Here is a 19423-nt window from a genome sequence, read left to right on the forward strand (position 1 = left end):
AAGTCGAGTTTATGGGGTGTCCCGTGTCGCTTTCGGTGCGTGCGCGCCGCGAGGTCTCCCGATCGTGAGGACCCCGCGCACGACGAGGCCTGTGGCGAGCGCCCAGAACGCCGAACTCAGCCCGAGCACACTGATGCCAGATGCCGCGACGAGGAAGGTCAGCGCGGCCGGCACTCGCTGTGCCGCGATCGCGAACGACTGCGAGATGGCGGACACGAATGTGGGGAGGAGAGCGACGCCGGCGAGTGCGGGCAGCACTCCGGCCGGACCCGCGAGGATCAGCGTTGCAAGGCCCGGGCTAAGGATGCCCAGCATGATGGAAGTGCCGCCGGCGGACATGCCCGCGATCCAGCGCCGGCCGTGCGGGCCGGCCTCAGGACCGGCGATCAGCGCTGCGCTGATGGCAGCGAGGTTGATGGCGTGCCCGCCAAGCGGCGCGGTGAGTGCGGAGCCGACGCCGGTGAGCGCGAGCGGGGAACGCCACGGGATTGTGTAGCCGAAGCTCTGCATGACCGCGACGCCAGGGATATTTTGCGATGCCATTGTGACGATGTAGAGCGGGAGCGCGAGGCTGATGCACGCCTGGAGCGTGAACTCGGGGGTGGTCCATTCGAGGCGCGGAATGAACTCCGCGGGCGCGAATGTGATACCCGTGCTCGTGATGTGGAAACCGATGACCGTGAGTGTGGTGACGAGCGCTCCGAGGATCGCCCACTGGGGACGGAAGCGATTGAGAATGAGCCAGACAATGAGGATCGGCGCGACGGTCAACGGGCTGCTCGCCACGGCGGAAACGGGGGCGACCACGAGCGGGAACAGAATCCCTGCGAGCATGGCCTGGATGAGGGTTGCGGGAATTCGCTGCACCAGGCGGGACACGACGGGGAAGAAACCGGTGACAGCGAGGAGGATCCCGCAGACCACGAAGGCCCCGACCGCGACCGGCCAGCCGCCGGCGACAATCGGGGTGGCCATGAGCAGCGCGGCACCGGGGGTGGACCAGGCCGCGGTCAGCGGCATCCGGGTGCGCCAGGACATGAACACGGAGATTGCACCGCTGACCACCGCAAGGATCACGAGGCCGGACACGGCCTGGGTGTGGCTTGCGCCCGCGGCTTCGAGGCCGCCGATGACGATGGAGAACGCGGCGCTGAACGCGACAATGCTGGCGACGATGCCAGCGCTGATCGGGATGCGAGTGGAAGTCGCATCCGTTCTCTTTACCGAACGTTTCATAAACAGAACGTATCATGGGGGCATGACGCTGCAAGACATCGGTGAGAATCTGCGCGGGATCCGTGCCGGGCGAGGGATCAGCCTCTCAGAGCTTGCCCGCCTCGCCGGCGTGAGTAAAAGCTCGCTCTCAGAGCTCGAAGCGGGGAAGCGGAATCCCACAATCGAGACGCTGTACGCGCTCTGCGCACCCCTGAACGTGCCGATCACCGCAATCCTCGGGGAAACTCCTGGGGTTGACGCCGCCACGGACGCCGGGGTGCGCACTATCCTCCTGTCAGTGAGACACCTGCCGGATCGCACGGTCGAGGTGTTCAGGGTCGAGTTTCCTGCTGCCGGTGGGCACACCTCGCCAGGACATGGCCCGGGCGTCCTCGAACACTTGATGGTGATCGAAGGCGCGCTCGGCGTCGGACCGGTGGGAGCCGAGTCGGTGGTGCACGCTGGGGAGTCTGCGAGTTGGTCGAGCGCCGCGGCACACAAGTACCGGGTCATTGCCGGACCGGGCGAAGGGGTGCTTGTCATCACTACGCCGCGGTAGGGCGTGAGCACTTGCGTGGCAGGTGGCGGCGTAGAGGTACCTACTCGGACTCGCCCAGTTTCGTGCCGAGAGACTGTTCGGAAACTGCTCGCGCGGCTCGGTTCGCTGCGGCCCCGGCAGCAAGCACCCAGGTGACAAGCCACACGCAAGACCCCAGAATCCCCGCGGTGATCACCCCGTTCGTGAGGTTCTCCGACGCCCCAGCAAGGGGGAGGAAGCCGCTGGTGACGGCGACCGCGGCACCGATCACGCCGCCGATTCCGGCGACGTGCACGCGCGGGGCACCCGCGCGATGACCGGCGTCCCAGGCTTTGTCCGAGGCGAGAGTCCAGCGGGTGCGCAGGCCGACACTGTGGTTGCGCCCGAGCGATCCTCGCGCGGATGCCCGCCCCAACCAGAGCACCACGAAACTGCCGACGAGGAGCACCGCAGCGGACGCCATGCCCATCAGTACGCTCTCGACCATCACTCTACGGTAGCTGGTGCCCGCGTCCCGCGGAGCAGGGTGCGCAAGGCTGAGTGGCGATCGGGGTGCCTGAGTGCATAGCCTGGGCACCTCACGCTGGCTCGCGGCCCCGCTGCTGGGACATGAGCCGGGGGAGTCCACGCACAAGCACGACCATCGTGAGGAGTTCGATGAGTGTCTGCAGCACGACCGCGAGCGGGGCGATCTCAAACCCGCTGGGAAGCGCCAAAACGATGGGCAGTACCACGAGCGAGTTTCGGGTCACCCCGCTGAACACGACCGCTCGCCGCCCGCTCAGATCGAGCCCTGCTGCTCGTGAGACCACGGTGCCCAGCGGAACCATCAGGACGGCGAAAGCGACATAGATCGGGATCGCAGGGGCCAGCGCCCCGAGGCGACCGCTCACCCCGCCGATCTGCGACGCGACAAGCACCGCAAGGGTGAGCATCATCACCGGCACCATGCATCGCGACGCGACATCCGACAGGCGCCGCCCCCAGCGCGCCCGCGCGGCGGCGAACTGAGTGAGCGCGGCCGCACCGAGTGGGATCAGGATCAGCGTGACAAACGCCTCGACAAATGGGGCCGGATCTACCCGGTCCACAAACTCTGACCCCACGAACAACCACAAGTACAGCGGCAGCACGAGCATTTGCGCGAGCATCAGGATCGGTGCGGCGGCAACGAGTCGATCTTGCGCGCCTCCCGCGAGCCCGGTGAAGACGATTACGTAGTCGATGCAGGGGGTGAGGAGCACGCAGAGTACGCCGACGAGCAGCGCCTGATCATGCGCGATCCAGCGCGACAGCACGAACACAACAACCGGCACAATGAGGAAGTTCAGGGCAAGTACGGCACCGAGGAAGCGCCAATCGCGCAGCGCGATCCCGATCTTGCCGAACGGCACCCCGAGGAATGTGACATACAGCAGCAGGCCCAGTGCAGGGGTGACCGCGAACCCGGCCGGTTCGGCAATACCAGGGGCGAGGAGCCCCGCTGCCGCTCCCGCGGCCAGAGCGAGCAGGTACAGCGCGATCTGCCGCCGCTCCATCCAGTTCACCGCGGCGCTCATGGCTCCAGTATGGCAAGGCGAGGAGAGGGGAGCTGTATCGCGATCAACCCCGGTTTTTCCAGCAGCCCGGCCCACGGCGATTGCATGCGTATGTGGGGCCTACTTGGCAGTATGGGGGCAGCTTGGAGGCAAATCGTGGTGAAGGGACGTGGTGCGAGGCAGCCGTGAGACGGTCCGTCAGCACCTCAGCGCGGTGTTGCACTCCGAGAATGGGTAAGCCTCGGGCTGATGCTCGTCCCGCTGGCGCGTGTCGCGGCGGCGCTCTGTGCCTGGGTCGGCATCCTGGGGACCCGAGAACGGTGGAAGGTGAACCGGCGTTGGCAGCGGGGACTTGTCGGATCGATCGGCGCGACACTCGTGACGGTGCTCCTCAGTGCGTGGTCCCTGGCTCATGCGCTCGAGCTGGGCGCACCTCCGAATGTGGGATTGGCGATGTTCGTCACGCTGTGCGCGATGCTCTACGGGGTGCTGTGCGCGGCGCTCTCGCCGCGGGACGCCGTGTACTCCTGGGACGAGCCTGAGCCCGAGGGGGAGAAGGACGTGCGGTAGGGGTACTGGGCCCCTGTGGATCTGTGCGGACGCGTCTCCGCACAGAGAAGGTGACGATCCCGGCCACGGCACCGCGTTGTTACGCTGAACCGGTGAGCACACGAACAATCCTGATCACCGGCGGCACCCGCGGCATCGGCCATGCGTGCGCCCTCGCGCTCGCCGCCGAGGGCTGTGACCTCGTGCTGGGGTATGCGCAGGATGCCGCCGCGGCCGCGCGGGTCGAAACCGAGGTGCGCGCCGCGGGTGGCAGGTGCCGCACCGTTGCCGCGGATCTCACCACTGACGCGGGCATCGAAACACTGTTCGCGAACGCACTCGCGTGGTCCGGTCGGATCGACGGGGTCGTGAACAACGCCGGGGCAACCCTGCATGTCGGCCGGCTCGTGGATACCGCCCCGGAGACGGTGCGGCGGGTTGTCGAACTCAACCTCACCGCAGCGATTTTGGTGGCGCGACGGGCCCTGCAGATCCTTCCTACCGGGGGCGTCCTGGTGAACATTTCATCCGGTGCGGCGACGACAGGTTCGCCCGGCGAATACGTGCACTACGCTGCGGCGAAGGCGGGCGTCGACGCGCTCACCAAGGGCCTCGCGATCGAGGCGGCGGATCAGCGGGTGCGCGTGGTCGGCGTGGCCCCGGGCACCATCGACACGGAGCTCCACGCAGCCGCGGGTGATCCGGATCGCGCGACTCGGGTCGCGGGGCGGCACCCGATGGGGCGGGCTGGCGCGCCGAGCGAGGTGGCTGCGGTCGTGGCGTTCGCGCTCTCGGACGCCGCGAGTTATGTCTCAGGCACCACGCTCCGCGTCGCCGGCGGGGTATAGCGCACACGGCAAAGCGCGGCGGAGTTGCCTCCGCCGCGCCCTGGCGACCGCTTAGATCGCGTCCCCGACCACGGGTCCCTCCGTGTTCGGCTTCCAGCCGAGCGCCGGGGCGACGTGCTCCGCGAAGGCCTGCATGACGTGCAGGTTGTACTCCGGGCCGAGCTGGTTCGGGATCGTCAGCATAAGCGTGTCCGCCGCCATCACTGCATCGTCCGCGAGGAGCTGTTCGATGAGCTTGTCCGGGGTGTCCGCGTAGGTCTTGCCAAACGTGGAGCGCATCCCGTCGATGATGCCGACCTGATCCTGGCCGTCCCGCCCGCGCAGCCCGAAGTACATTTCGTCCTGCTCGCTCACGATCGGGAACACGCTGCGGCTCACCGAAACACGCGGCGATCCGGTGTGGCCCGCAGCCTTGTATGCGGCGCGAAAGCGGTCGATCTGATCCTTCTGGAGCACGTGCAGTGGCTCGCCGGTGGCCTCGGTGAGGAGCGTTGAGCTCATCAGGTTCAAGCCCTGGCGGCCGACCTGCTCGGCCGAGTCGCGCGATCCGGCACCCCACCAGATGTGGTCGCGAAGCGTGGGGGACTGGGGCTCGATGGCGAGGCGTCCCGGCGGGGCCATCTGGGGGTCGGACTCCACGAGGGCCTCGCCCTCAACGGCCTGCATGAACAGCTCGAACTTGTCGCGGGCAATGTCGGCGCCGCGCGGATCCTCGGATCCGGTGTAGCCGAACGCTTCGTAGCCACGGAGCGCGGTTTCGGGGGATCCCCGGCTCACGCCGAGGGCGAGTCGTCCGTCGGCGATGTAGTCGAGCGCGGCCGCTTCTTCGGCGAGGTAGAGCGGGTTTTCGTAGCGCATATTGGGGTTGTGACACCCGTGCAATATGCTGTCTGACATGGTCGAACTGGTATCCCTGCGCAAGACGAACGAGATCGCGGCGTACGTCCGCGCCTCCATGGACCGCAAGGGCGACCGATGGACTGTCGACACCCAGCTGAAGAAGATCAGGGCGCTGTCCGAAGCCAAGGACTGGGTAGTCGTCAACGTCTACGAGGACAACGCCGTCTCGGCGACAAAGAAGCGCCGTGCTGACACGCAGTGGGCGCAGATGCTCGAGGATGCCAAGGCCGGCAAGTTCTCGATGGTGGTCGCCGTTGACATCGACCGCCTCCTGCGCAGCACCAAGGACCTGAACACCCTGATCGACCTGGGTCTGCGCGTCGTCACCGTGGACGGCGAGATCGACCTCTCCACCGCCGACGGCGAGTTCAGGGCGACGATGCTCGCCGCACTGGCCCGATTCGAAGCACGGCGCAAGGCCGAGCGACAGATCCGGTCGAACGAGCGCCGGAGGGCCGAGGGCATCCCTGCATCCACCTGGAAGGCGTTCGGCTGGACACGGGATGGCAAATTGATCCCGGAGGAAGCAGCCGCCGTCCGACAGGCTTTCGACTCGTTCCTCGGCGAGCCATCGCTGTCGATCCGGCGCATCCGAGAGGATCTGAACAAGGCTGGCCACCAGACCGCTCGCGGCTCCGAGTTCTCTGTTGACGCTGTGCGCTACCTGCTGGCCAACCCGCTCTACGCTGGCTACATCAAGCACTACTCCTCAGGAGAGCTGTACCCCGTGCAGGGCGACAAGTTCCCGCCCATCGTCGGAGAACAGACCTGGCGGGCCGCAGTGGCGAAGCTGGAGGACAACGTGAGGCGTGCTGCGAAGCAGGGCAACCAGCCGAAGTACCTCCTGTCCACGATTGGCCTGTGCGGCAAGTGCGGTGCGACGCTGGTCGCCGGGCGCAACGGCCATGGCGTGCCGACCTACAAGTGCGGCGAGCACTTCCACCTGTCCCGCCAGCGCGAGCTCGTCGATGTCATGGTTACCGAGGCTGTGCTTACCCGCCTGTCCTCCATGGATGTCCACGACCTGGTAATGCCGCAGGAGGACCAAGGCCCGGACCGCGACGAGCTGCTGACCGAGCGCAACGCCCTGGTCGAGCGCGTGAAGGAGCTGAGCCCGCTCCTGCTCGACGTGCACCAGCCCGTCGTGGAAATCACCACGGCCATCCGGCTGGGCAAAGCCCGCATTGACGAGATCGACGCGCACCTGCTCGATCGATCCGTGTCGGCCGCTGCAAAGCTACTGGCAGAAGTCGGCGAGTCGATGGGCACTGCAGAGCAACGCGCTGTCGTGGAGTCGAAATGGGAGGCGCTGGACGTCGATCGCCGCCGCATGCTCGTGGACGAGCTGGTGACCGTGACCATCGATCCGATCAAGCCTGGCCACGTGAAGTTCGACCCCGACCTCATTCGAATCGAACCACGTCGCGCCTGATCTGGCTTTGCTCACAGTGAAATGGCTTTGTCCTAGTCAGACCGCTATGGCAGGATCATTTCTGCACGATCCCACCGGGGGCCAGACTTAGAAGCTGGCGGTACTGCTCCCGGATGATTAGCCGGTAAAAAAGGGCCCAACGACAGTGGCGGGGAACCGGAAGTTTACTCATGCCTGAGGACTTCCAATGCCTGTCGTTACCGACACTCCCCGCACCACCGCGCCCGACCGTCCTACCTCGAAGCCCGACCGCCACGCCGCGGCCCTCGAAGCCGCCCGCGCCGCAGGCCGCCTGGCCGGTGAGCGCCTGAACCGCACTTCCCTGGATCCGCGCCAGCGTGCCACGGTAGCTGCCGTGATGGGCGATGGTCCCTACTGACAAGCCCTACATACCAGGATCTACGCGAGCCGGTGGGGCACCGAGCGCGATCTGGTGCTAGTCTCGTGTCGACGCTATTAGGTCGACGATAGGAGCGAGCATGGTCGAGCAGAAGGTGCGCCTGCGCCGCCCCCATAACGAAATCAAGAACGCGATGCGCGAGTTCCTTGCCGACAAGAACGGTGAACCAGCATCCATCAGCGAGATCAAAGCCGGCATCCTCGAGGTGGTTGGCGAAGCGCCCGACTCCTCATACCGCAGCGCACTGCAGGACGAGCGCTACTTTGAGCGCGTCGAGCGCGGGGTGTTCAAACTCCGTGGTTGATTCCCAGATGTCACCAGTGGATGAGAACATGTCGAACATGCGTTCTATCACTTCTCTTCCTGACCTCGTCCGACTCTGTGTCGCTCTTGGCGCAGAGAGCATCGGCTCACTCAGCCGTGGCGAGAAGAAGCTCGTGGACCAGAACGCAGGCTTGGCTCCGGAAGCGGTCACGCAATCACTGGCCGATCAGATCAAGCAGGGCCTTGACCCGTTGGGCGACGCATACACCCAGCTCCTTTCGCCCCAAGAGCGTCGGCCGCTCGGGCAGACCTACACGCCAGCAGACATCGTCCAGTCAATGGTCTCCTGGGCTACCGACCAGGGCGCACCGGATCGCATTGTCGACCCCGGTGCGGGATCGGGCCGGTACCTCCTGGCCGCAGCCCGGCAGTTCCCCGATGCACAGGTCATCGGCGCTGACATCGATCCGATGTCGGCGCTCATGCTTCGTGCGAACATCGCCGCCTCAGACCTTGCGTCACGGGCAAAGGTCGTCGTCGGCGACTACAGGGCGATGAAGCTGCCCAAAATCGCCGGACGTACGCTTTTCATCGGCAACCCGCCCTACGTCCGACACCACCAGATCACCTCTGAATGGAAAGGGTGGCTGGCGGCAACGGCCAAGAAGCGCGGATTGAAGGCAAGCGGTCTGGCCGGCCTGCACGTCCACTTCTTCCTCGCGACCGTAGAACACGGACGTCCTGGCGACTACGGGGCGTTCATCACCAGCGCGGAATGGCTGGACGTCAACTACGGCAGTCTGGTCAGGGAGTTGCTGCTTGATGGCCTCGGTGGCGAATCGCTGCACGTACTCGATCCCAAAGCCGCACCCTTCGCCGACGCGACGACCACCGGCGCAATCACCTGCTTCAAGCTTGGCGAGAAGCCCGAGTCGATCACCGTTCGCCGCGTTGAAGAGGTCGCCGACCTGGGCCGTCTCGATCTCGGCCATTCCATCTCCAGGCAGCGGCTAGCGGAAGCGAACCGCTGGTCTGTCCTCACTCGTGTCACGCCGAAGTTGCCGGAGGGCTACATCGAGCTCGGTGAACTGTGCCGCGTGCATCGCGGGACTGTGACCGGTGCGAACAAGGTGTGGGTACACCGCCCTGAGGAGATCGACCTTCCCGAAAGTGTGCTGTTCGCATCGGTGACCAAGGCGCGAGAGCTGTTCGGCGCAGGCGACCGTCTCTCAGCTGCTGACAGCCTCAAGATCGTTGTCGACTTACCGGTCGATCTCGATGTGCTGGATGCGGCCGATCGCAAGCTGGTCGATCGATTCCTTCGCGTTGCCAAGAAGCAGAAGGTCCAGGATGGCTACGTCGCATCCAACCGGAAGGCATGGTGGAGCGTTGGTCTCCGTGAGGCTGCACCTGTCTTGGCTACCTACATGGCCCGCCGTCCGCCGGCATTTGTCCGCAACGACGCCAAGGCCCGGCACATCAACATCGCCCATGGCTTGTATCCCCGCGAGGGGCTCGACACGACGACACTCGACAATCTAGCGACTCATCTGCGGTCAGCCGTTACCCTGAGTCAGGGACGCGTTTACGCGGGCGGGCTCACCAAGTTCGAGCCCAAGGAGATGGAACGTCTGCCTATTCCGAGCCTGGAGTCCCTGAGCAGAGGAGATTTCAGTGTCGCAGGTGCCGCCACCACGTTGGAGTGAACCCGATCTTGTCAAGGACGCCGCGGAAGCTGTGCGTCGGTTCCGCGAGATCCGGATGCATGAGCCGCTGGAGCAGTACCTCGAGCAGTTCGACAGCTTCCGCGGCACCATGGAGGAGCTCATTGAGGGCACTGTTGACCTGACCCAGCTTCGCGACCAGGCCGCGGAACTTCTCGCGGAGCCCGATGTGCTCACCTCGGCCAGGTACTTGGCTGGACCGCCCATCAGCGCTGACGATTTGAAAGAGCTCGCTGGCGACGTCAGCCTCGCGCCAGGAAGACTCAGGGCAGATCCCGCGATGGCGCAGCGCGTCATTGACACGATTTTGCTTGGGCTCGATCGTGTGCGTTTTCCGTGGGTCAGCGAGGATCGCGAGCCCACCGACGCCGAAAGGGAGATCGCAGTCATCGCCACGGCTGCGATGATCGCGACCCAGAAGGTCCAGACTGCACGGCGCAATGAGGCCAAGGATGAGCAAGAAGAGGCCGTCGCCGCAATCTTGAACGAGAACGGCTTCACGCAGATCGCCACGCGACCGATCCTGAACATCTCCCATTTCCCCGACGTCGGGGAGTTCTGCCGGGAATCCGACTTCGGCGGTCGCAAAGCTGATCTTGTCGTGCGTCTGTGGGATGGCCGCGTCATGCCTATCGAGTGCAAGGTCAGCAACTCCTCGACCAATAGCGTGAAGCGTTTGAACAACGACGCAGCCGTCAAAGCTGGCGTCTGGCTCAGCGAATTCGGTACGGCCACCGTTGTGCCAACCGCTGTGTTGTCAGGTGTGTTCAAGATCCACAACTTGGAAAATGCGCAAACTCGCGGCCTTTCGCTGTTCTGGGCACATCGCCTTGACGCGATGATCGAGTTCATCGAGTCAACTCGCGCCCTACCTGAACCAAAGGCTCAGGGCATTGCTCGCAATCCTCGCTGAGCAGTAGCCGCGACCCAATCAGCGAGCGGTTGCCTCGTACGCCTGGGCATCGAGCACTGCATGGCGGGCATGCTCAGCCCGGTCGTCGATGAAGCGCTGGCATGCAGCCCGCATGGCCACGGTGTCCTCGATCTGCAGGATCCCCCAGACCTTGGCTTTGCCGATGCGGATATGGCGGAGGAAGCCGCCGGGGGTGCTGACCTCGATGTAGACGTCTTCGCGGTCCGAGTCCTCGGTGCGCAACACCAGCTTCATCTCCGCTGGGGCATCCTGCGGCATCGGCCTGCAGGCGGCACGCATGGCCGCATGGCCGATGTTCGTCTCGTTGATCGTGAAGAACTCGCCGATCACTGCTTCCTCTCCTCCTCGAACGGATCCACGACGCTGTGTACCCCGTGCTCGGGGCAGACGAAAGCGATGCGCACTCCCATGCCATCCGCGCCGGCACTGGTGTCCGGGTAGCAGTCGCCGCCGCACTCGGAGCACGTCCTGTAGCTCTGGTCTTTGGGCACGGTTGTTTCGCCGTCCAGGTCGCCAATCTCGTCGTAGTCCATGGTCAAGCCCGTTTCATGGCGTCTCTACGGCGTCAGACTGCACCCTCGGATACTTCGCTGCATACTCCTGCTGGATCTCCAGCGGCAGCGACAGCCACATGGTCGCCACGGAGTCCCAGAACGCAGCCCAGCACTCATCCTCGGTGGGCCGCGGACTCGATGCCGCCTTTGCTTCCCCCAGGTTCTTCTCCATTCGCTGATTGTACTTGGGGGCTACGACGCGCTGCCGTGGAGAAAGCCCTGCTTGAGCCATCGAACCCAGCAAAGCTGTGCCGGGAGATCGCCTGAGAAGAAGATCAGCGACATCGAACAGGACAGCCCTATGAGCGCCATTGCCTTTGCACCAGTCCAGCCCACCCTGTTCGACTTCGCCCCGGCCTACACCGACGCCGATCGCCGCGCAGATCGCCAGCTGTGCCGCAAATACCTCAAGCAGTGGGCCGGCTCGTTCAAGCGCCGCGGTATGGCTACCGAGATCAGCGTCGATGATTTCAACGCGGCGGCAGCACGCCTGGCCCAGTAGCACCAAGACACGACAAACCCCAGTGGATGACTCCACTGGGGTTCTTGCTTTCCTGGCTCAGCCGGCGACTACTACAGTCCAAGCTCTTTGGCGGTGGTGTCTTTCAATACCTGGGCTGGTCGCACGTACTTCGCCAGCGTCTCAAGACGCACGTGTCGAGTCGTTCGAGCGATGCGAGCTGCATCCACGCCATGCTCTGCAACTGTCGTGGCATGACCTGCGCGTAGCGAGTGCCCGGAGATCGGCAGGCTGCCAAGGCCAGCCAGCTGGGCGCGGGACTTCACGATCTGGTCAATCGACTCTCCAGTCAGACCCTTGATCGTCAGGGGCACCGTATTGTGCCTGGTGACCCGTCCGAAGATCGGACCGCTGTCAACACCCAGTAGCTCCAGCCAGGCGTCGAGCGCGGTGACGGGGCAGGTCTCTTTGTGCTCACCCCACGTCACGCCGACCTGCTGGCCTGCCTTGAGCTGGTCGCCCTTCGACTGCCTGATGGTGATCACCAGACCATCGCGCATGCGACCGATGTCCTCGACCTGGAGTGCTGCCAGCTCAGATCGACGTAGAGCTCCCGCGTAGCCAATGAGCAACACCGCCTTGTCGCGCATGCCTCGGACGCCGTCATCGTTGCAAGCATCCACCAGGCGACGCATCTCGGCCAAGGTCAAAGCGTGTGCCTGCTTGGACGACGCCACGCCCAGCCTGCGAGTCAAGCCTGCGCGCACCCGGCGCACGCCAGCGGCCGACGTTGGATCATCGAGGCCGGCGTCCTCGTGGTACGCCCGTATCGCCGCGGCTGCGCCATTGACCGTCGACAGCGACGCGCCCTCGGCCATCTCACTCAGGTAGGCGGCAACATTCTCAGGGCTGGCAGGCAGTGCGCTGCGCTGGGTGATGCTGCACCACTTGACCCAGCCCTTCCACTTGCTTGCATAGGCACGTCGGGTAGCCGGCGATCGCGACTCAGCCAACGCCGCAACGACCCGTTCGACTTCCTCCTCGGTCAAAGGGGAGTTGACGAGCTCGGTGCCCGTCGCTTCAAGTTCATTTGTCATAGGACAATTCTACCTTTCAACTCGTGATATTTGAACTCCTGAGAACAAACATTTCAACGAGTTGTTTGATATGATGGAACTACGCCGAAGCGCTCTCGCGACCGCTTATCAGACACCCCCAAGTGTCCGGCGCTTCGATCTGCCCGGGCGCACCCAGCTCGGAAGTGGATCATGAAGCAATACTCGACGTTCCCTGCAAGCCTCAGTCACGGTGACCTGTAATGGCACGGCGGCAGACCACCGAAGAATGGATCGCCAAGGCTCGTGCCGTGCACGGCGACCTCTACGACTACTCACAGAGCGTGTACGACAAGGCCACGTCGAAGATCACGATCATCTGCGAACTGCACGGACCATGGCGTCCGATTGCTCGCGACCACACCAATAGTTCGGCGGGATGCCCTGAGTGCGGAGGTGTCCGTCGTTTGTCCCGAGAAGACTGGATCTATCGTGCTCGCCAGATCCACGGCGATAAGTTCGACTACTCAAAGGTCAACTACACGACGCTCACCGCTGAAGTGGCGATCATCTGTCCTGCTCATGGTGAGTTCCTTCAACAGGCCGAGGTGCATCTGCGCGGCTTTGGCTGCTCGCAATGCAGTGGTCGCCGCAGGGGGACCACCGAAGAATGGATCGCCAAGGCTCGTGCCGTGCACGGCGACCTCTACGACTACTCAAAGGCGGTCTATGTCAACGCCAATACGAGCCTGATCATCATCTGCCCGAAGCATGGCGAGTTCCAGAAGCAGCCCCGGAAGCACCTTGATCGAGCGTCTGGCTGCACACGGTGCAGCGGCCGCTTCAGCCCGACCACTGAGGAGTGGATCGCTCAAGCGGTTGCTAAGTTCGGCGGTCGCTTTGACTACTCAGAAGTCACCTACCGTGGAGCCGACGCAAGGATCACCATCCTTTGCCCGAGCCATGGCTCGTTCAGCTCTACGCCCTATCGGCATCTGCTCAGTCGCCACGGGTGTCCTGAATGCGCCAACGCTATGGCCGGGGATGCTAGGCGGCTAGGGCTTGACGGCTTCATCGAGCGGGCTCGCCTCGTCCACGGTTTCAAGTACGACTACGCGCAAGTCGACTACAAGAGCACCGAAGGTGCAGTAACCATCGTCTGCCCTGGCCACGGGCCGTTCTCACAAAGCGCCGGCAACCATCTCAACGGTGCTGGCTGTCCTCGATGCGCTGGCCGCTACAACTGGACAACCGAGGAGTGGGTCGCGCTCGTCGATAAGGTCCACGGCGGCCGATTCGACTATTCCTTGGTCGAGTACGTGAACTCCGCGACGAAAGTAACCATCATCTGCCCTGAGCATGGCCAGTTCACCCAAATTGCCAAAGACCATCGCCGAGGCATCGGGTGCGCCCGCTGCAGCGGCTACATCCCGCCGACAACAGCCGAATGGGTCGACATGACCAAGGGCGTCCACGGCGAGCGGTACGACTACAGCCAGACTGAGTACGTCAACCAGAACACGCAGGTGACAATCGTCTGCCGCAATCATGGCCCTTTCTCGATGAGCCCCCGGGGCCACGTTGAGGACGGTAGCGGATGCCCCTCCTGCCCCCGGAACAAGTCTCGCGGCGAAGAGCTGGTCGCCCAGGCGCTGAACCAGCTTGGTGTCGCATACGTGCGGGAGTGGAAGCACTCAACGCTCGGAGGCCGTGGTAAAGGTCGAATGCGCTTCGATTTCCTGCTGCCTGCATTCAACGCCTTGGTCGAGTTCGATGGTCGGCAGCACCGTGAACCAGTCCGCTGGACGAAGCAGGTCTCCGTCAAGCAGTCCAAGGTCATGTTCATCAGGGTCCAGCACAACGACCGGCTGAAGAGCAGATGGGCCGCGGAGCACGGCTATGAACTCCTGCGGCTGTCGAACTTGCGCACAGTGGACGACGAGATCAAGCAGTTCATCCAAGCGCTGTCAGCCATGCCCAGCGACGCCGTGTAGCTATCACCGACATACGAAAAGACCCCCGAAGCATCGCCGCTTCGGGGGTTTTGCTCTTCCTATTTCCTTGTGTCCTGTTCTTCCCCGCCGGCATCGTCGGAGGCGGGCTGGCCGTGGTGGGCTACGCGGCCAGCAGGGCGTCGAGCCGCACTTCGACGAGCATCCCGCCGAAGTGCGCGTAGTACTCGTGGCCGTCGTCGGTGATGCAAGGCTGGCTGGTCTTCACATACGAGCTCTGATCGTCGGGGACAAGGTCGAAGCCGAGTTCTTCAGTGTCGCCGAGGGCCAGCCGTGCGAGATGTCCGGTAGCAAGGTGATCGAACCCCTCGCGGTCGATGCCCTGTCCAGCGAAGAAGGCGTCTGCGTCGATCTCGGTGCCGGTGATGCCTGAGGCGGTAATGGTGGTGATCATGTTGGGCACTCCTGTGTTGAGTTGGTTTCGCGGCCGGCCGGGTGGCAGCGCGCTGGTGAAGGGCCCCGTTGCGGTGGGGTGTTCCTTTCCCCTTCAACCCATCCCCCGGCCGGGCTACTGCCCGGCTGAAAGTGCTCCAAAAGGGTGAAGAAGAGGGCACAGCCCTCTCGGGAGACAACTTGGAGCACTCCACCTCCATCAGCGGGGCCCGAGCTGTCGATGTGAACGTTGCGGTGACCGTCGGCTGCAATGCTCGCCCCGCAAGAGACCCCCGTAGCGTTATCGCTACGGGGGTCTTCTTTTTCTTCGCCGGTCTACTGCTCCTACCCGTCGCTCTCGACGATGATCGGCTCCAGGAACGACTCGATGACGTGCTGTACCACTGGCTCGACCGCCTCGTGCTTCTCCGTCTCAGTGCAAGCTGTCAAACCGACCAGCACCGCCCCCAGCAGCATCGCTGCCATCAACCTCTTCATGTCCGCTCCCTGATGCGACAAAGGCCCCGGCTTCCACCGAGGCCCTCGTGCGTTGTGCTGTGTCGTGCTTAGAGGATGAATTCTGCAATGGACTGACCAGCGTCCAAGCACATCGAGCTGAAGGCGTTCTGCTGGGCCTCGAGATCACTGGTGGCCATCTCGTCGCCGGTGACGTACATGGTTTCCAGGAACTGATCAGAGACGGCCACAGGGCCGGTCTGCAGATCCGAGTCGCCTGGCCACTGGATCTCCTTCTTCTGCTCGTTGACGCTCCATGGCTTCAGCATCCCGGTGGCCCGCGAGCCCTCGTCCTCGCCGAGGCACGTGTACCGCGAGTAGTGCAGGGTGTCGCCGTCGACAACGAACTTGCTCAAGTACGGGCTGAAGGACTGGACCGCCTCCAGGTAGACCGTGCCTTTCACCTCGTCGCTGCCCAGGTCGATTGTGGTGCCGGCCTCCTGCGACGGAGCCGCCGACTCGGTCTCAGCTGGTGCCGAAGACTCGACCTCGCTGCCCGGCGTCTGCCAGCCCTGCTCTGCGTCCTGCGACGGCTGGGCCGGAGCTGGCGCGGCAGGTTGGGTCTGCGCCTGCTGTTCGTGAACCTGCTTCTGGTACTCGGCGGCAACCTCGTCGCTTCCGGGGTAACTGCAGCCGGTCATCGAGATCACGGCCAGTGCTGCCAGCGGCAGTGCAATCAGATGCTTCTTCATGATCACGCACGACCCTTCTTGGCGTTGAGCTTGCGCAGCCACGCGAAGATCTCGTTCTGCGCGACGATGGCTCCACCGATCAGCAGGCCAACGCCGATAGCCATCCACATGTTGCTCAGCAGTCCGAACAGAAAACCCATGGCCGCACGCAGGATCAAGAATCCAACGGTGTACGCGGCCGCGAACAGGATCAGCTTGAACGCTGAGCTATTAGCGATCGACGTCTGGATCTCGTCGTAGATCCGACGCAGCGTGCTCTTGGTGAACTCGAGGTCGTCCTGCTCGCTTGTCCGCTCGGGCATGCGCAGGATGCCTGCCTTGAACATGTAGCCGATCAACGTCACCAGGAACACCGTCATGCCGGTGGCCACGTTCTCGGCGAACGGACCCAGCGACAGCTGGTAGCCGATGGCCATTAGTCCGCCGGTCACCAGGAGCGTCACCAGGATGCTCCATCCACGTCCGCCCTCGATGCGGATCACGTTTTCGATGCGAGTCTGCTTCGACTCGTTCGTGTCGCTAGACATTGTTCTTGTTCCCCTCGTCTTCGCTGGCCTTGTTCAGGCCGGAAATGATCTTGATTCCCGGATCGCCGGCGTCGGCTGATCCCTTGTCTTCGTTCTTCGGCGCATCCGGATTGCTGATGATCTTGATCGCCTTGTCGGCGGTACCCCCGGCGCGGGTCTTGTGTCCACTGCGTACCGATGGGGCCGCCCAGCCCCAGGCGTAAGCGCGCCATCCTGCGGCGGCAAACCCGAGCACGATCTGGATCTCGATCCAGCTGACCCACCCTGCGGCGTACCAGCCCGAGAGCACCCGAGGTGCGATCCAGCCGCCGGTGCTGACCTCAAGCCAGCTGGCCAGCGCGTTGATCAGCCAGAGGTCGCCTCCGGCTGGCCGGCCGACCATGAACAGGACTGCGACGGCGGCAGCGGCTGCGAAGTACGGCCACACCATGACGCGGTGCTTGTCGGCGACCGTCTCCCAGGCCTTGTAGAACACCCAGCTCAGTGCCCAGGTGATCCCGAACCAGAACAGCTTCAACCCGACAAACATGACGTAGGCGATGGCTCCCAGCGCCGAGGTCTTGGCATCTTCGCTGCGTTCGGTCCACAGGAGGAACGTGCTCTTGAGCTTCGCCTCGTGCAGTGCCGAGTCGCCCAGGCCCATGCTGGTGCGCTCCAGCTTGCGGGCACGTCGTGCCAGCAGCTCTGCGCGCTGGGTGGCCGAGTGCTTGTCGAGCCACTGCCGGCCCTGGATCCACGCGGCTCGCTCGGACTCGAACTTCGTTGCGTCAGCCATGGGCAACCACGCCCAGCGGTGCGTCAGCCAGCGCAACGGCTGAAACATTCAACGGGGTGACGGTGCTGCCGACGATGAACCCGGCGAAGAACACGAAGCCCAGGACGAACAGGACGACGATAGTTCCGAAGATCATCTTCCACATCTGATTTCCCTTTCCGAAAGTGCGGCGGCATCCGGAAACAAGAAAATCCCGGACACCAAGTAGGGCCTCTGAGGGCCGAAGTTGATGTACTGCAAGCGGTCGATTAGAGCGCTTCGGGATGCCTCAACGATAGCATAAGATCGTAGACTTTGCTACAATCTTATTAACTGGTCGCCCAAAGAAAGGAGTCGACGCAATGGTCAATTTGGACGCACGATTGACAGTCCCAATGACTACACGCGACAAGGCCCGCCTTCGACGCAAGGCGGCCGATTTGGGTGTCAGTCCAGGGGTGCTTGCACGTGCATTCATCCTGAGAGGTCTGAAGTCTTTAAATGACCCACAACTTGTCGCACAGATCGAGGCTGAGGCTGAGGCTGCGACTGAACGAGCATCCGCCGCCGGCAAAGCAGCCATGAAGGCGCGTTGGAGCAAAGAGCAGGCTAGAAACAAACGAGGTGACCCAGGCAATGGGAATGTTCGACAAGATTAAGGAAACGGCGACGAGCGTCGCCGAGAAGGTTGTTGCGGAGCCGCAGAAGGCTTGGGTGAGTGACGAGCGCACGCCCTACCTCGGCTTCGAAATGGATGAGAACGGCAACGTCCTCGGGAAGGCCAAAGGCGGCGTCCACGCGCTGATGCTGGCAGGTTCGGGCACCGGCAAGTCCCGCACGGTGCTCGCACCAGCAATCATCCTGTGGAAAGAGGGGGTGGTCTTTGCTGTCTCGGCCAAGGGCGACCTTGCAGAGCTCACCGCGGCCCACCGTAACGGTGGACCTTGCTACCTCATGGATCTGACTGGCCAGGTGGATCCAAGCGAGATTCCTGCCGACGTGACCCACGTTGTGAGCGACCCCTGCGCACTGCTCGTGCCCGATGCGACCGGCTCCACTGACGACTCGGCCTACGACATCGCAACCCTGCTGGTGCAGGTTGGCGCGGCAGGCCTGTCCGGAGGCAAGGATTCCAGCGGCGACTCCGCGTTCTGGGCCACGCTCTCGCTCGGCGTGCTGGCCTGCCTCCTGCAGGCCGGGGCAGGCTACCCCGACCCCGAGACGGGCGAATGGGTCGATGGCGGCGGGATCAACTGGGTTCTGGCAGCATCACGGAACTCCAGCAGCCGGGACAGCGACGAGGACGGCACCGACCTGTTCGACCTGGATACGCCCAGCTGGGACACCGCTGCCCTGCGTGCGGGTCTGGTCGACTCCATCCATGCCGACGACGTCGAAGCCACCAAGAACCTGGACCCCAAGCAGGTCGACAGTGTCAAGATCAACCTGAAGGTCGCGACCTCGGCATGGACCAAGCGCGCGATCCGCGGAACTGGCGACTCGGTGCCCTTCACCCCGGACATGCTCGAGCAGAACAACGCCACCTTCTACATGGTCTCGCCCTCGAATGGTGCAGGCGCTTCGGCAGCTGTCTCCGTCATCGATTCCGTCGTGAACCACTGGGTGCTCAACGCCGCCCGGAAGATGCCCAAGATGCTGATGGTGCTCGACGAGATGCCGGTCATCGCGCCATGGAAGCGTCTTCGCGAGGCTGTTGGCCTGCTGCGCTCCTACGGGCTGACGTTCCTGGTCGCAGCCCAGCACTCCACCCAGTTCACTGCCCGGTTCGGCAAGGAAGAGGCTGACGCACTGTTGGCCATCTTCCCCTCGATCCTCGTTGGAGTAGGTGCCATCGAGGAGGATCTGCTCAAGCGGGCCGCCTGGACGATCCCGGCCACTGAACGCCGGACCGAGTCCAAGGACTCAGCCGCGCGAAACAACTCGTCCAAGGACAGGGCAGAGACTGCCCAGGCAGCAGAGCTGCTGCCGCGCCACACGGGTGAAGGCCAGCTGCTGATCCGGGGCATGCCAGGGCCGAGGGTCAAGCTGGTGGATCTCAAGTACATGTAGCCAGATCTAGCCCAGGACAGGCGAAGACCCCGGTGGAATCTCCACCGGGGTCTTGTTCTGCCTGCCGCA

General features: G+C 63.9%; 25 protein-coding genes. 11 read left to right on the plus strand and 14 right to left on the minus strand.

What is annotated here, in order from left to right:
• Positions 1 to 9 precede the first annotated feature (9 nt).
• A complete protein-coding gene (locus FM113_RS07340; RefSeq protein ID WP_087013056.1) occupies positions 10 to 1236 on the minus strand; it encodes a benzoate/H(+) symporter BenE family transporter in 1227 nt (408 codons plus the stop codon).
• A 22-nt stretch (positions 1237 to 1258) separates the two neighbouring features.
• Here FM113_RS07340 and FM113_RS07345 point away from each other — a divergent pair, with 22 nt between their 5' ends.
• Positions 1259 to 1774 carry a helix-turn-helix domain-containing protein gene (locus tag FM113_RS07345; RefSeq protein ID WP_087013058.1) on the plus strand — a complete coding sequence of 172 codons (516 nt, stop codon included), beginning with the start codon at positions 1259 to 1261 and terminating at the stop codon, positions 1772 to 1774.
• Positions 1775 to 1814: 40 nt separating this feature from the next.
• Here the strand turns inward: FM113_RS07345 and FM113_RS07350 are convergent, their stop codons facing one another.
• Entirely contained in the window at positions 1815 to 2240 is a 426-nt protein-coding gene (locus tag FM113_RS07350; RefSeq protein WP_087013060.1) for an SdpI family protein, read from the minus strand.
• A 91-nt stretch (positions 2241 to 2331) separates the two neighbouring features.
• On the minus strand, positions 2332 to 3312 hold the full coding sequence (locus tag FM113_RS07355; RefSeq protein WP_087013062.1) for an arsenic resistance protein: 981 nt from the start codon (positions 3310 to 3312) through the stop codon (positions 2332 to 2334).
• Between the two features lie 228 nt (positions 3313 to 3540).
• On the opposite strand from FM113_RS07355, the gene FM113_RS07360 reads away from it, so the two are divergent.
• Positions 3541 to 3861: a hypothetical protein gene (locus tag FM113_RS07360; RefSeq protein ID WP_087013064.1), complete on the plus strand. Its 321-nt coding sequence runs from the start codon at positions 3541 to 3543 to the stop codon at positions 3859 to 3861.
• Between the two features lie 92 nt (positions 3862 to 3953).
• Positions 3954 to 4688: an SDR family NAD(P)-dependent oxidoreductase gene (locus FM113_RS07365; protein ID WP_087013249.1), complete on the plus strand. Its 735-nt coding sequence runs from the start codon at positions 3954 to 3956 to the stop codon at positions 4686 to 4688.
• 51 nt (positions 4689 to 4739) lie between these two features.
• On the opposite strand, the gene FM113_RS07370 is transcribed toward FM113_RS07365, so the two are convergent.
• A complete protein-coding gene (locus FM113_RS07370) occupies positions 4740 to 5585 on the minus strand; it encodes an LLM class flavin-dependent oxidoreductase (protein ID WP_254908916.1) in 846 nt (281 codons plus the stop codon).
• Here FM113_RS07370 and FM113_RS07375 point away from each other — a divergent pair.
• The 5 genes from FM113_RS07375 to FM113_RS07395 all read left to right on the plus strand — a co-directional run bounded on the left by FM113_RS07375 (position 5584) and on the right by FM113_RS07395 (position 10321).
• The gene (locus FM113_RS07375) at positions 5584 to 7020 is read left to right on the plus strand and encodes a recombinase family protein (protein WP_087013068.1); all 1437 of its coding nucleotides are present in this window, start codon (positions 5584 to 5586) and stop codon (positions 7018 to 7020) included. The genes FM113_RS07370 and FM113_RS07375 overlap by 2 nt on opposite strands.
• A 187-nt stretch (positions 7021 to 7207) precedes the next feature.
• Positions 7208 to 7399, plus strand: a complete 192-nt coding sequence (locus FM113_RS07380; protein WP_087013070.1) for a hypothetical protein — start codon at positions 7208 to 7210, stop codon at positions 7397 to 7399.
• Between the two features lie 100 nt (positions 7400 to 7499).
• Positions 7500 to 7724 (plus strand): hypothetical protein, encoded by a 225-nt coding sequence (locus tag FM113_RS07385; protein WP_087013072.1) that lies wholly within the window; start codon positions 7500 to 7502, stop codon positions 7722 to 7724.
• A gap of 28 nt (positions 7725 to 7752) precedes the next feature.
• The gene (locus tag FM113_RS07390) at positions 7753 to 9390 is read left to right on the plus strand and encodes an N-6 DNA methylase (protein WP_217895972.1); all 1638 of its coding nucleotides are present in this window, start codon (positions 7753 to 7755) and stop codon (positions 9388 to 9390) included.
• Positions 9359 to 10321, plus strand: a complete 963-nt coding sequence (locus FM113_RS07395) for a XamI family restriction endonuclease (protein WP_217895973.1) — start codon at positions 9359 to 9361, stop codon at positions 10319 to 10321. Before FM113_RS07390 ends, FM113_RS07395 begins: the two co-directional genes overlap by 32 nt.
• An 18-nt stretch (positions 10322 to 10339) precedes the next feature.
• Here the strand turns inward: FM113_RS07395 and FM113_RS07400 are convergent, their stop codons facing one another.
• From FM113_RS07400 to FM113_RS07410, 3 genes are read right to left on the minus strand one after another with little or no spacing between them, the layout of a single operon-like run.
• Positions 10340 to 10672, minus strand: a complete 333-nt coding sequence (locus tag FM113_RS07400; RefSeq protein ID WP_087013074.1) for a hypothetical protein — start codon at positions 10670 to 10672, stop codon at positions 10340 to 10342.
• Positions 10669 to 10875 (minus strand): hypothetical protein, encoded by a 207-nt coding sequence (locus FM113_RS07405; protein ID WP_087013076.1) that lies wholly within the window; start codon positions 10873 to 10875, stop codon positions 10669 to 10671. The genes FM113_RS07400 and FM113_RS07405 overlap by 4 nt, the downstream gene beginning before the upstream one ends.
• A gap of 13 nt (positions 10876 to 10888) precedes the next feature.
• Positions 10889 to 11068, minus strand: a complete 180-nt coding sequence (locus tag FM113_RS07410; protein ID WP_087013078.1) for a hypothetical protein — start codon at positions 11066 to 11068, stop codon at positions 10889 to 10891.
• Positions 11069 to 11197: 129 nt separating this feature from the next.
• Between FM113_RS07410 and FM113_RS07415 the strand changes: the two genes are divergently transcribed.
• Complete coding sequence (locus FM113_RS07415) at positions 11198 to 11398, plus strand: hypothetical protein (RefSeq protein WP_087013080.1); 201 nt, start codon at positions 11198 to 11200, stop codon at positions 11396 to 11398.
• 71 nt (positions 11399 to 11469) lie between these two features.
• Here the strand turns inward: FM113_RS07415 and FM113_RS07420 are convergent, their stop codons facing one another.
• On the minus strand, positions 11470 to 12453 hold the full coding sequence (locus FM113_RS07420) for a site-specific integrase (protein ID WP_087013083.1): 984 nt from the start codon (positions 12451 to 12453) through the stop codon (positions 11470 to 11472).
• A 221-nt stretch (positions 12454 to 12674) separates the two neighbouring features.
• On the opposite strand from FM113_RS07420, the gene FM113_RS07425 reads away from it, so the two are divergent.
• A complete protein-coding gene (locus FM113_RS07425; protein ID WP_087013085.1) occupies positions 12675 to 14405 on the plus strand; it encodes a DUF723 domain-containing protein in 1731 nt (576 codons plus the stop codon).
• A 121-nt stretch (positions 14406 to 14526) separates the two neighbouring features.
• Here FM113_RS07425 and FM113_RS07430 read toward each other — a convergent pair whose 3' ends face one another.
• The 6 genes from FM113_RS07430 to FM113_RS18105 form a co-directional block, all read right to left on the minus strand.
• The gene (locus tag FM113_RS07430) at positions 14527 to 14817 is read right to left on the minus strand and encodes a hypothetical protein (RefSeq protein ID WP_087013087.1); all 291 of its coding nucleotides are present in this window, start codon (positions 14815 to 14817) and stop codon (positions 14527 to 14529) included.
• A gap of 323 nt (positions 14818 to 15140) precedes the next feature.
• Positions 15141 to 15293 (minus strand): hypothetical protein, encoded by a 153-nt coding sequence (locus FM113_RS18100; RefSeq protein ID WP_176387112.1) that lies wholly within the window; start codon positions 15291 to 15293, stop codon positions 15141 to 15143.
• A gap of 68 nt (positions 15294 to 15361) precedes the next feature.
• Positions 15362 to 16003 (minus strand): hypothetical protein, encoded by a 642-nt coding sequence (locus FM113_RS07435; protein WP_140393307.1) that lies wholly within the window; start codon positions 16001 to 16003, stop codon positions 15362 to 15364.
• A gap of 2 nt (positions 16004 to 16005) precedes the next feature.
• The gene (locus FM113_RS07440; protein ID WP_087013091.1) at positions 16006 to 16530 is read right to left on the minus strand and encodes a hypothetical protein; all 525 of its coding nucleotides are present in this window, start codon (positions 16528 to 16530) and stop codon (positions 16006 to 16008) included.
• Positions 16523 to 17305 (minus strand): hypothetical protein, encoded by a 783-nt coding sequence (locus FM113_RS07445; RefSeq protein ID WP_087013094.1) that lies wholly within the window; start codon positions 17303 to 17305, stop codon positions 16523 to 16525. The genes FM113_RS07440 and FM113_RS07445 overlap by 8 nt, the downstream gene beginning before the upstream one ends.
• Positions 17298 to 17450, minus strand: a complete 153-nt coding sequence (locus FM113_RS18105; RefSeq protein WP_176387113.1) for a hypothetical protein — start codon at positions 17448 to 17450, stop codon at positions 17298 to 17300. The genes FM113_RS07445 and FM113_RS18105 overlap by 8 nt, the downstream gene beginning before the upstream one ends.
• 458 nt (positions 17451 to 17908) lie before the next feature.
• On the opposite strand from FM113_RS18105, the gene FM113_RS07450 reads away from it, so the two are divergent.
• Positions 17909 to 19354 (plus strand): type IV secretory system conjugative DNA transfer family protein, encoded by a 1446-nt coding sequence (locus FM113_RS07450; protein ID WP_140393308.1) that lies wholly within the window; start codon positions 17909 to 17911, stop codon positions 19352 to 19354.
• Positions 19355 to 19423: the final 69 nt, after the last annotated feature.

Origin of the sequence: Leucobacter sp. 7(1), from assembly GCF_900163635.1 — a bacterium.
Classification (GTDB): Bacteria; Actinomycetota; Actinomycetes; order Actinomycetales; family Microbacteriaceae; genus Leucobacter.

Excerpts from the sequence above, each read along its gene's own strand:
- FM113_RS07440 (WP_087013091.1), bottom strand. The coding sequence starts at position 16,530 with ATGTCTAGCGACACGAACGAGTCGAAGCAGACTCGCATCGAAAACGTG.
- FM113_RS07380 (WP_087013070.1), top strand. The coding sequence starts at position 7,208 with ATGCCTGTCGTTACCGACACTCCCCGCACCACCGCGCCCGACCGTCCT.
- FM113_RS07420 (WP_087013083.1), bottom strand. The coding sequence starts at position 12,453 with ATGACAAATGAACTTGAAGCGACGGGCACCGAGCTCGTCAACTCCCCT.
- FM113_RS07430 (WP_087013087.1), bottom strand. The coding sequence starts at position 14,817 with ATGATCACCACCATTACCGCCTCAGGCATCACCGGCACCGAGATCGAC.
- FM113_RS07385 (WP_087013072.1), top strand. The coding sequence starts at position 7,500 with ATGGTCGAGCAGAAGGTGCGCCTGCGCCGCCCCCATAACGAAATCAAG.
- FM113_RS07445 (WP_087013094.1), bottom strand. The coding sequence starts at position 17,305 with ATGGCTGACGCAACGAAGTTCGAGTCCGAGCGAGCCGCGTGGATCCAG.
- FM113_RS07350 (WP_087013060.1), bottom strand. The coding sequence starts at position 2,240 with ATGGTCGAGAGCGTACTGATGGGCATGGCGTCCGCTGCGGTGCTCCTC.
- FM113_RS07360 (WP_087013064.1), top strand. The coding sequence starts at position 3,541 with ATGCTCGTCCCGCTGGCGCGTGTCGCGGCGGCGCTCTGTGCCTGGGTC.
- FM113_RS18100 (WP_176387112.1), bottom strand. The coding sequence starts at position 15,293 with ATGAAGAGGTTGATGGCAGCGATGCTGCTGGGGGCGGTGCTGGTCGGT.
- FM113_RS07410 (WP_087013078.1), bottom strand. The coding sequence starts at position 11,068 with ATGGAGAAGAACCTGGGGGAAGCAAAGGCGGCATCGAGTCCGCGGCCC.
- FM113_RS07340 (WP_087013056.1), bottom strand. The coding sequence starts at position 1,236 with ATGAAACGTTCGGTAAAGAGAACGGATGCGACTTCCACTCGCATCCCG.
- FM113_RS07375 (WP_087013068.1), top strand. The coding sequence starts at position 5,584 with ATGGTCGAACTGGTATCCCTGCGCAAGACGAACGAGATCGCGGCGTAC.
- FM113_RS07345 (WP_087013058.1), top strand. The coding sequence starts at position 1,259 with ATGACGCTGCAAGACATCGGTGAGAATCTGCGCGGGATCCGTGCCGGG.
- FM113_RS07435 (WP_140393307.1), bottom strand. The coding sequence starts at position 16,003 with ATGAAGAAGCATCTGATTGCACTGCCGCTGGCAGCACTGGCCGTGATC.
- FM113_RS07425 (WP_087013085.1), top strand. The coding sequence starts at position 12,675 with ATGGCACGGCGGCAGACCACCGAAGAATGGATCGCCAAGGCTCGTGCC.
- FM113_RS07405 (WP_087013076.1), bottom strand. The coding sequence starts at position 10,875 with ATGGACTACGACGAGATTGGCGACCTGGACGGCGAAACAACCGTGCCC.
- FM113_RS18105 (WP_176387113.1), bottom strand. The coding sequence starts at position 17,450 with ATGTGGAAGATGATCTTCGGAACTATCGTCGTCCTGTTCGTCCTGGGC.
- FM113_RS07390 (WP_217895972.1), top strand. The coding sequence starts at position 7,753 with ATGTCGAACATGCGTTCTATCACTTCTCTTCCTGACCTCGTCCGACTC.
- FM113_RS07415 (WP_087013080.1), top strand. The coding sequence starts at position 11,198 with ATGAGCGCCATTGCCTTTGCACCAGTCCAGCCCACCCTGTTCGACTTC.
- FM113_RS07370 (WP_254908916.1), bottom strand. The coding sequence starts at position 5,585 with ATGTCAGACAGCATATTGCACGGGTGTCACAACCCCAATATGCGCTAC.
- FM113_RS07355 (WP_087013062.1), bottom strand. The coding sequence starts at position 3,312 with ATGAGCGCCGCGGTGAACTGGATGGAGCGGCGGCAGATCGCGCTGTAC.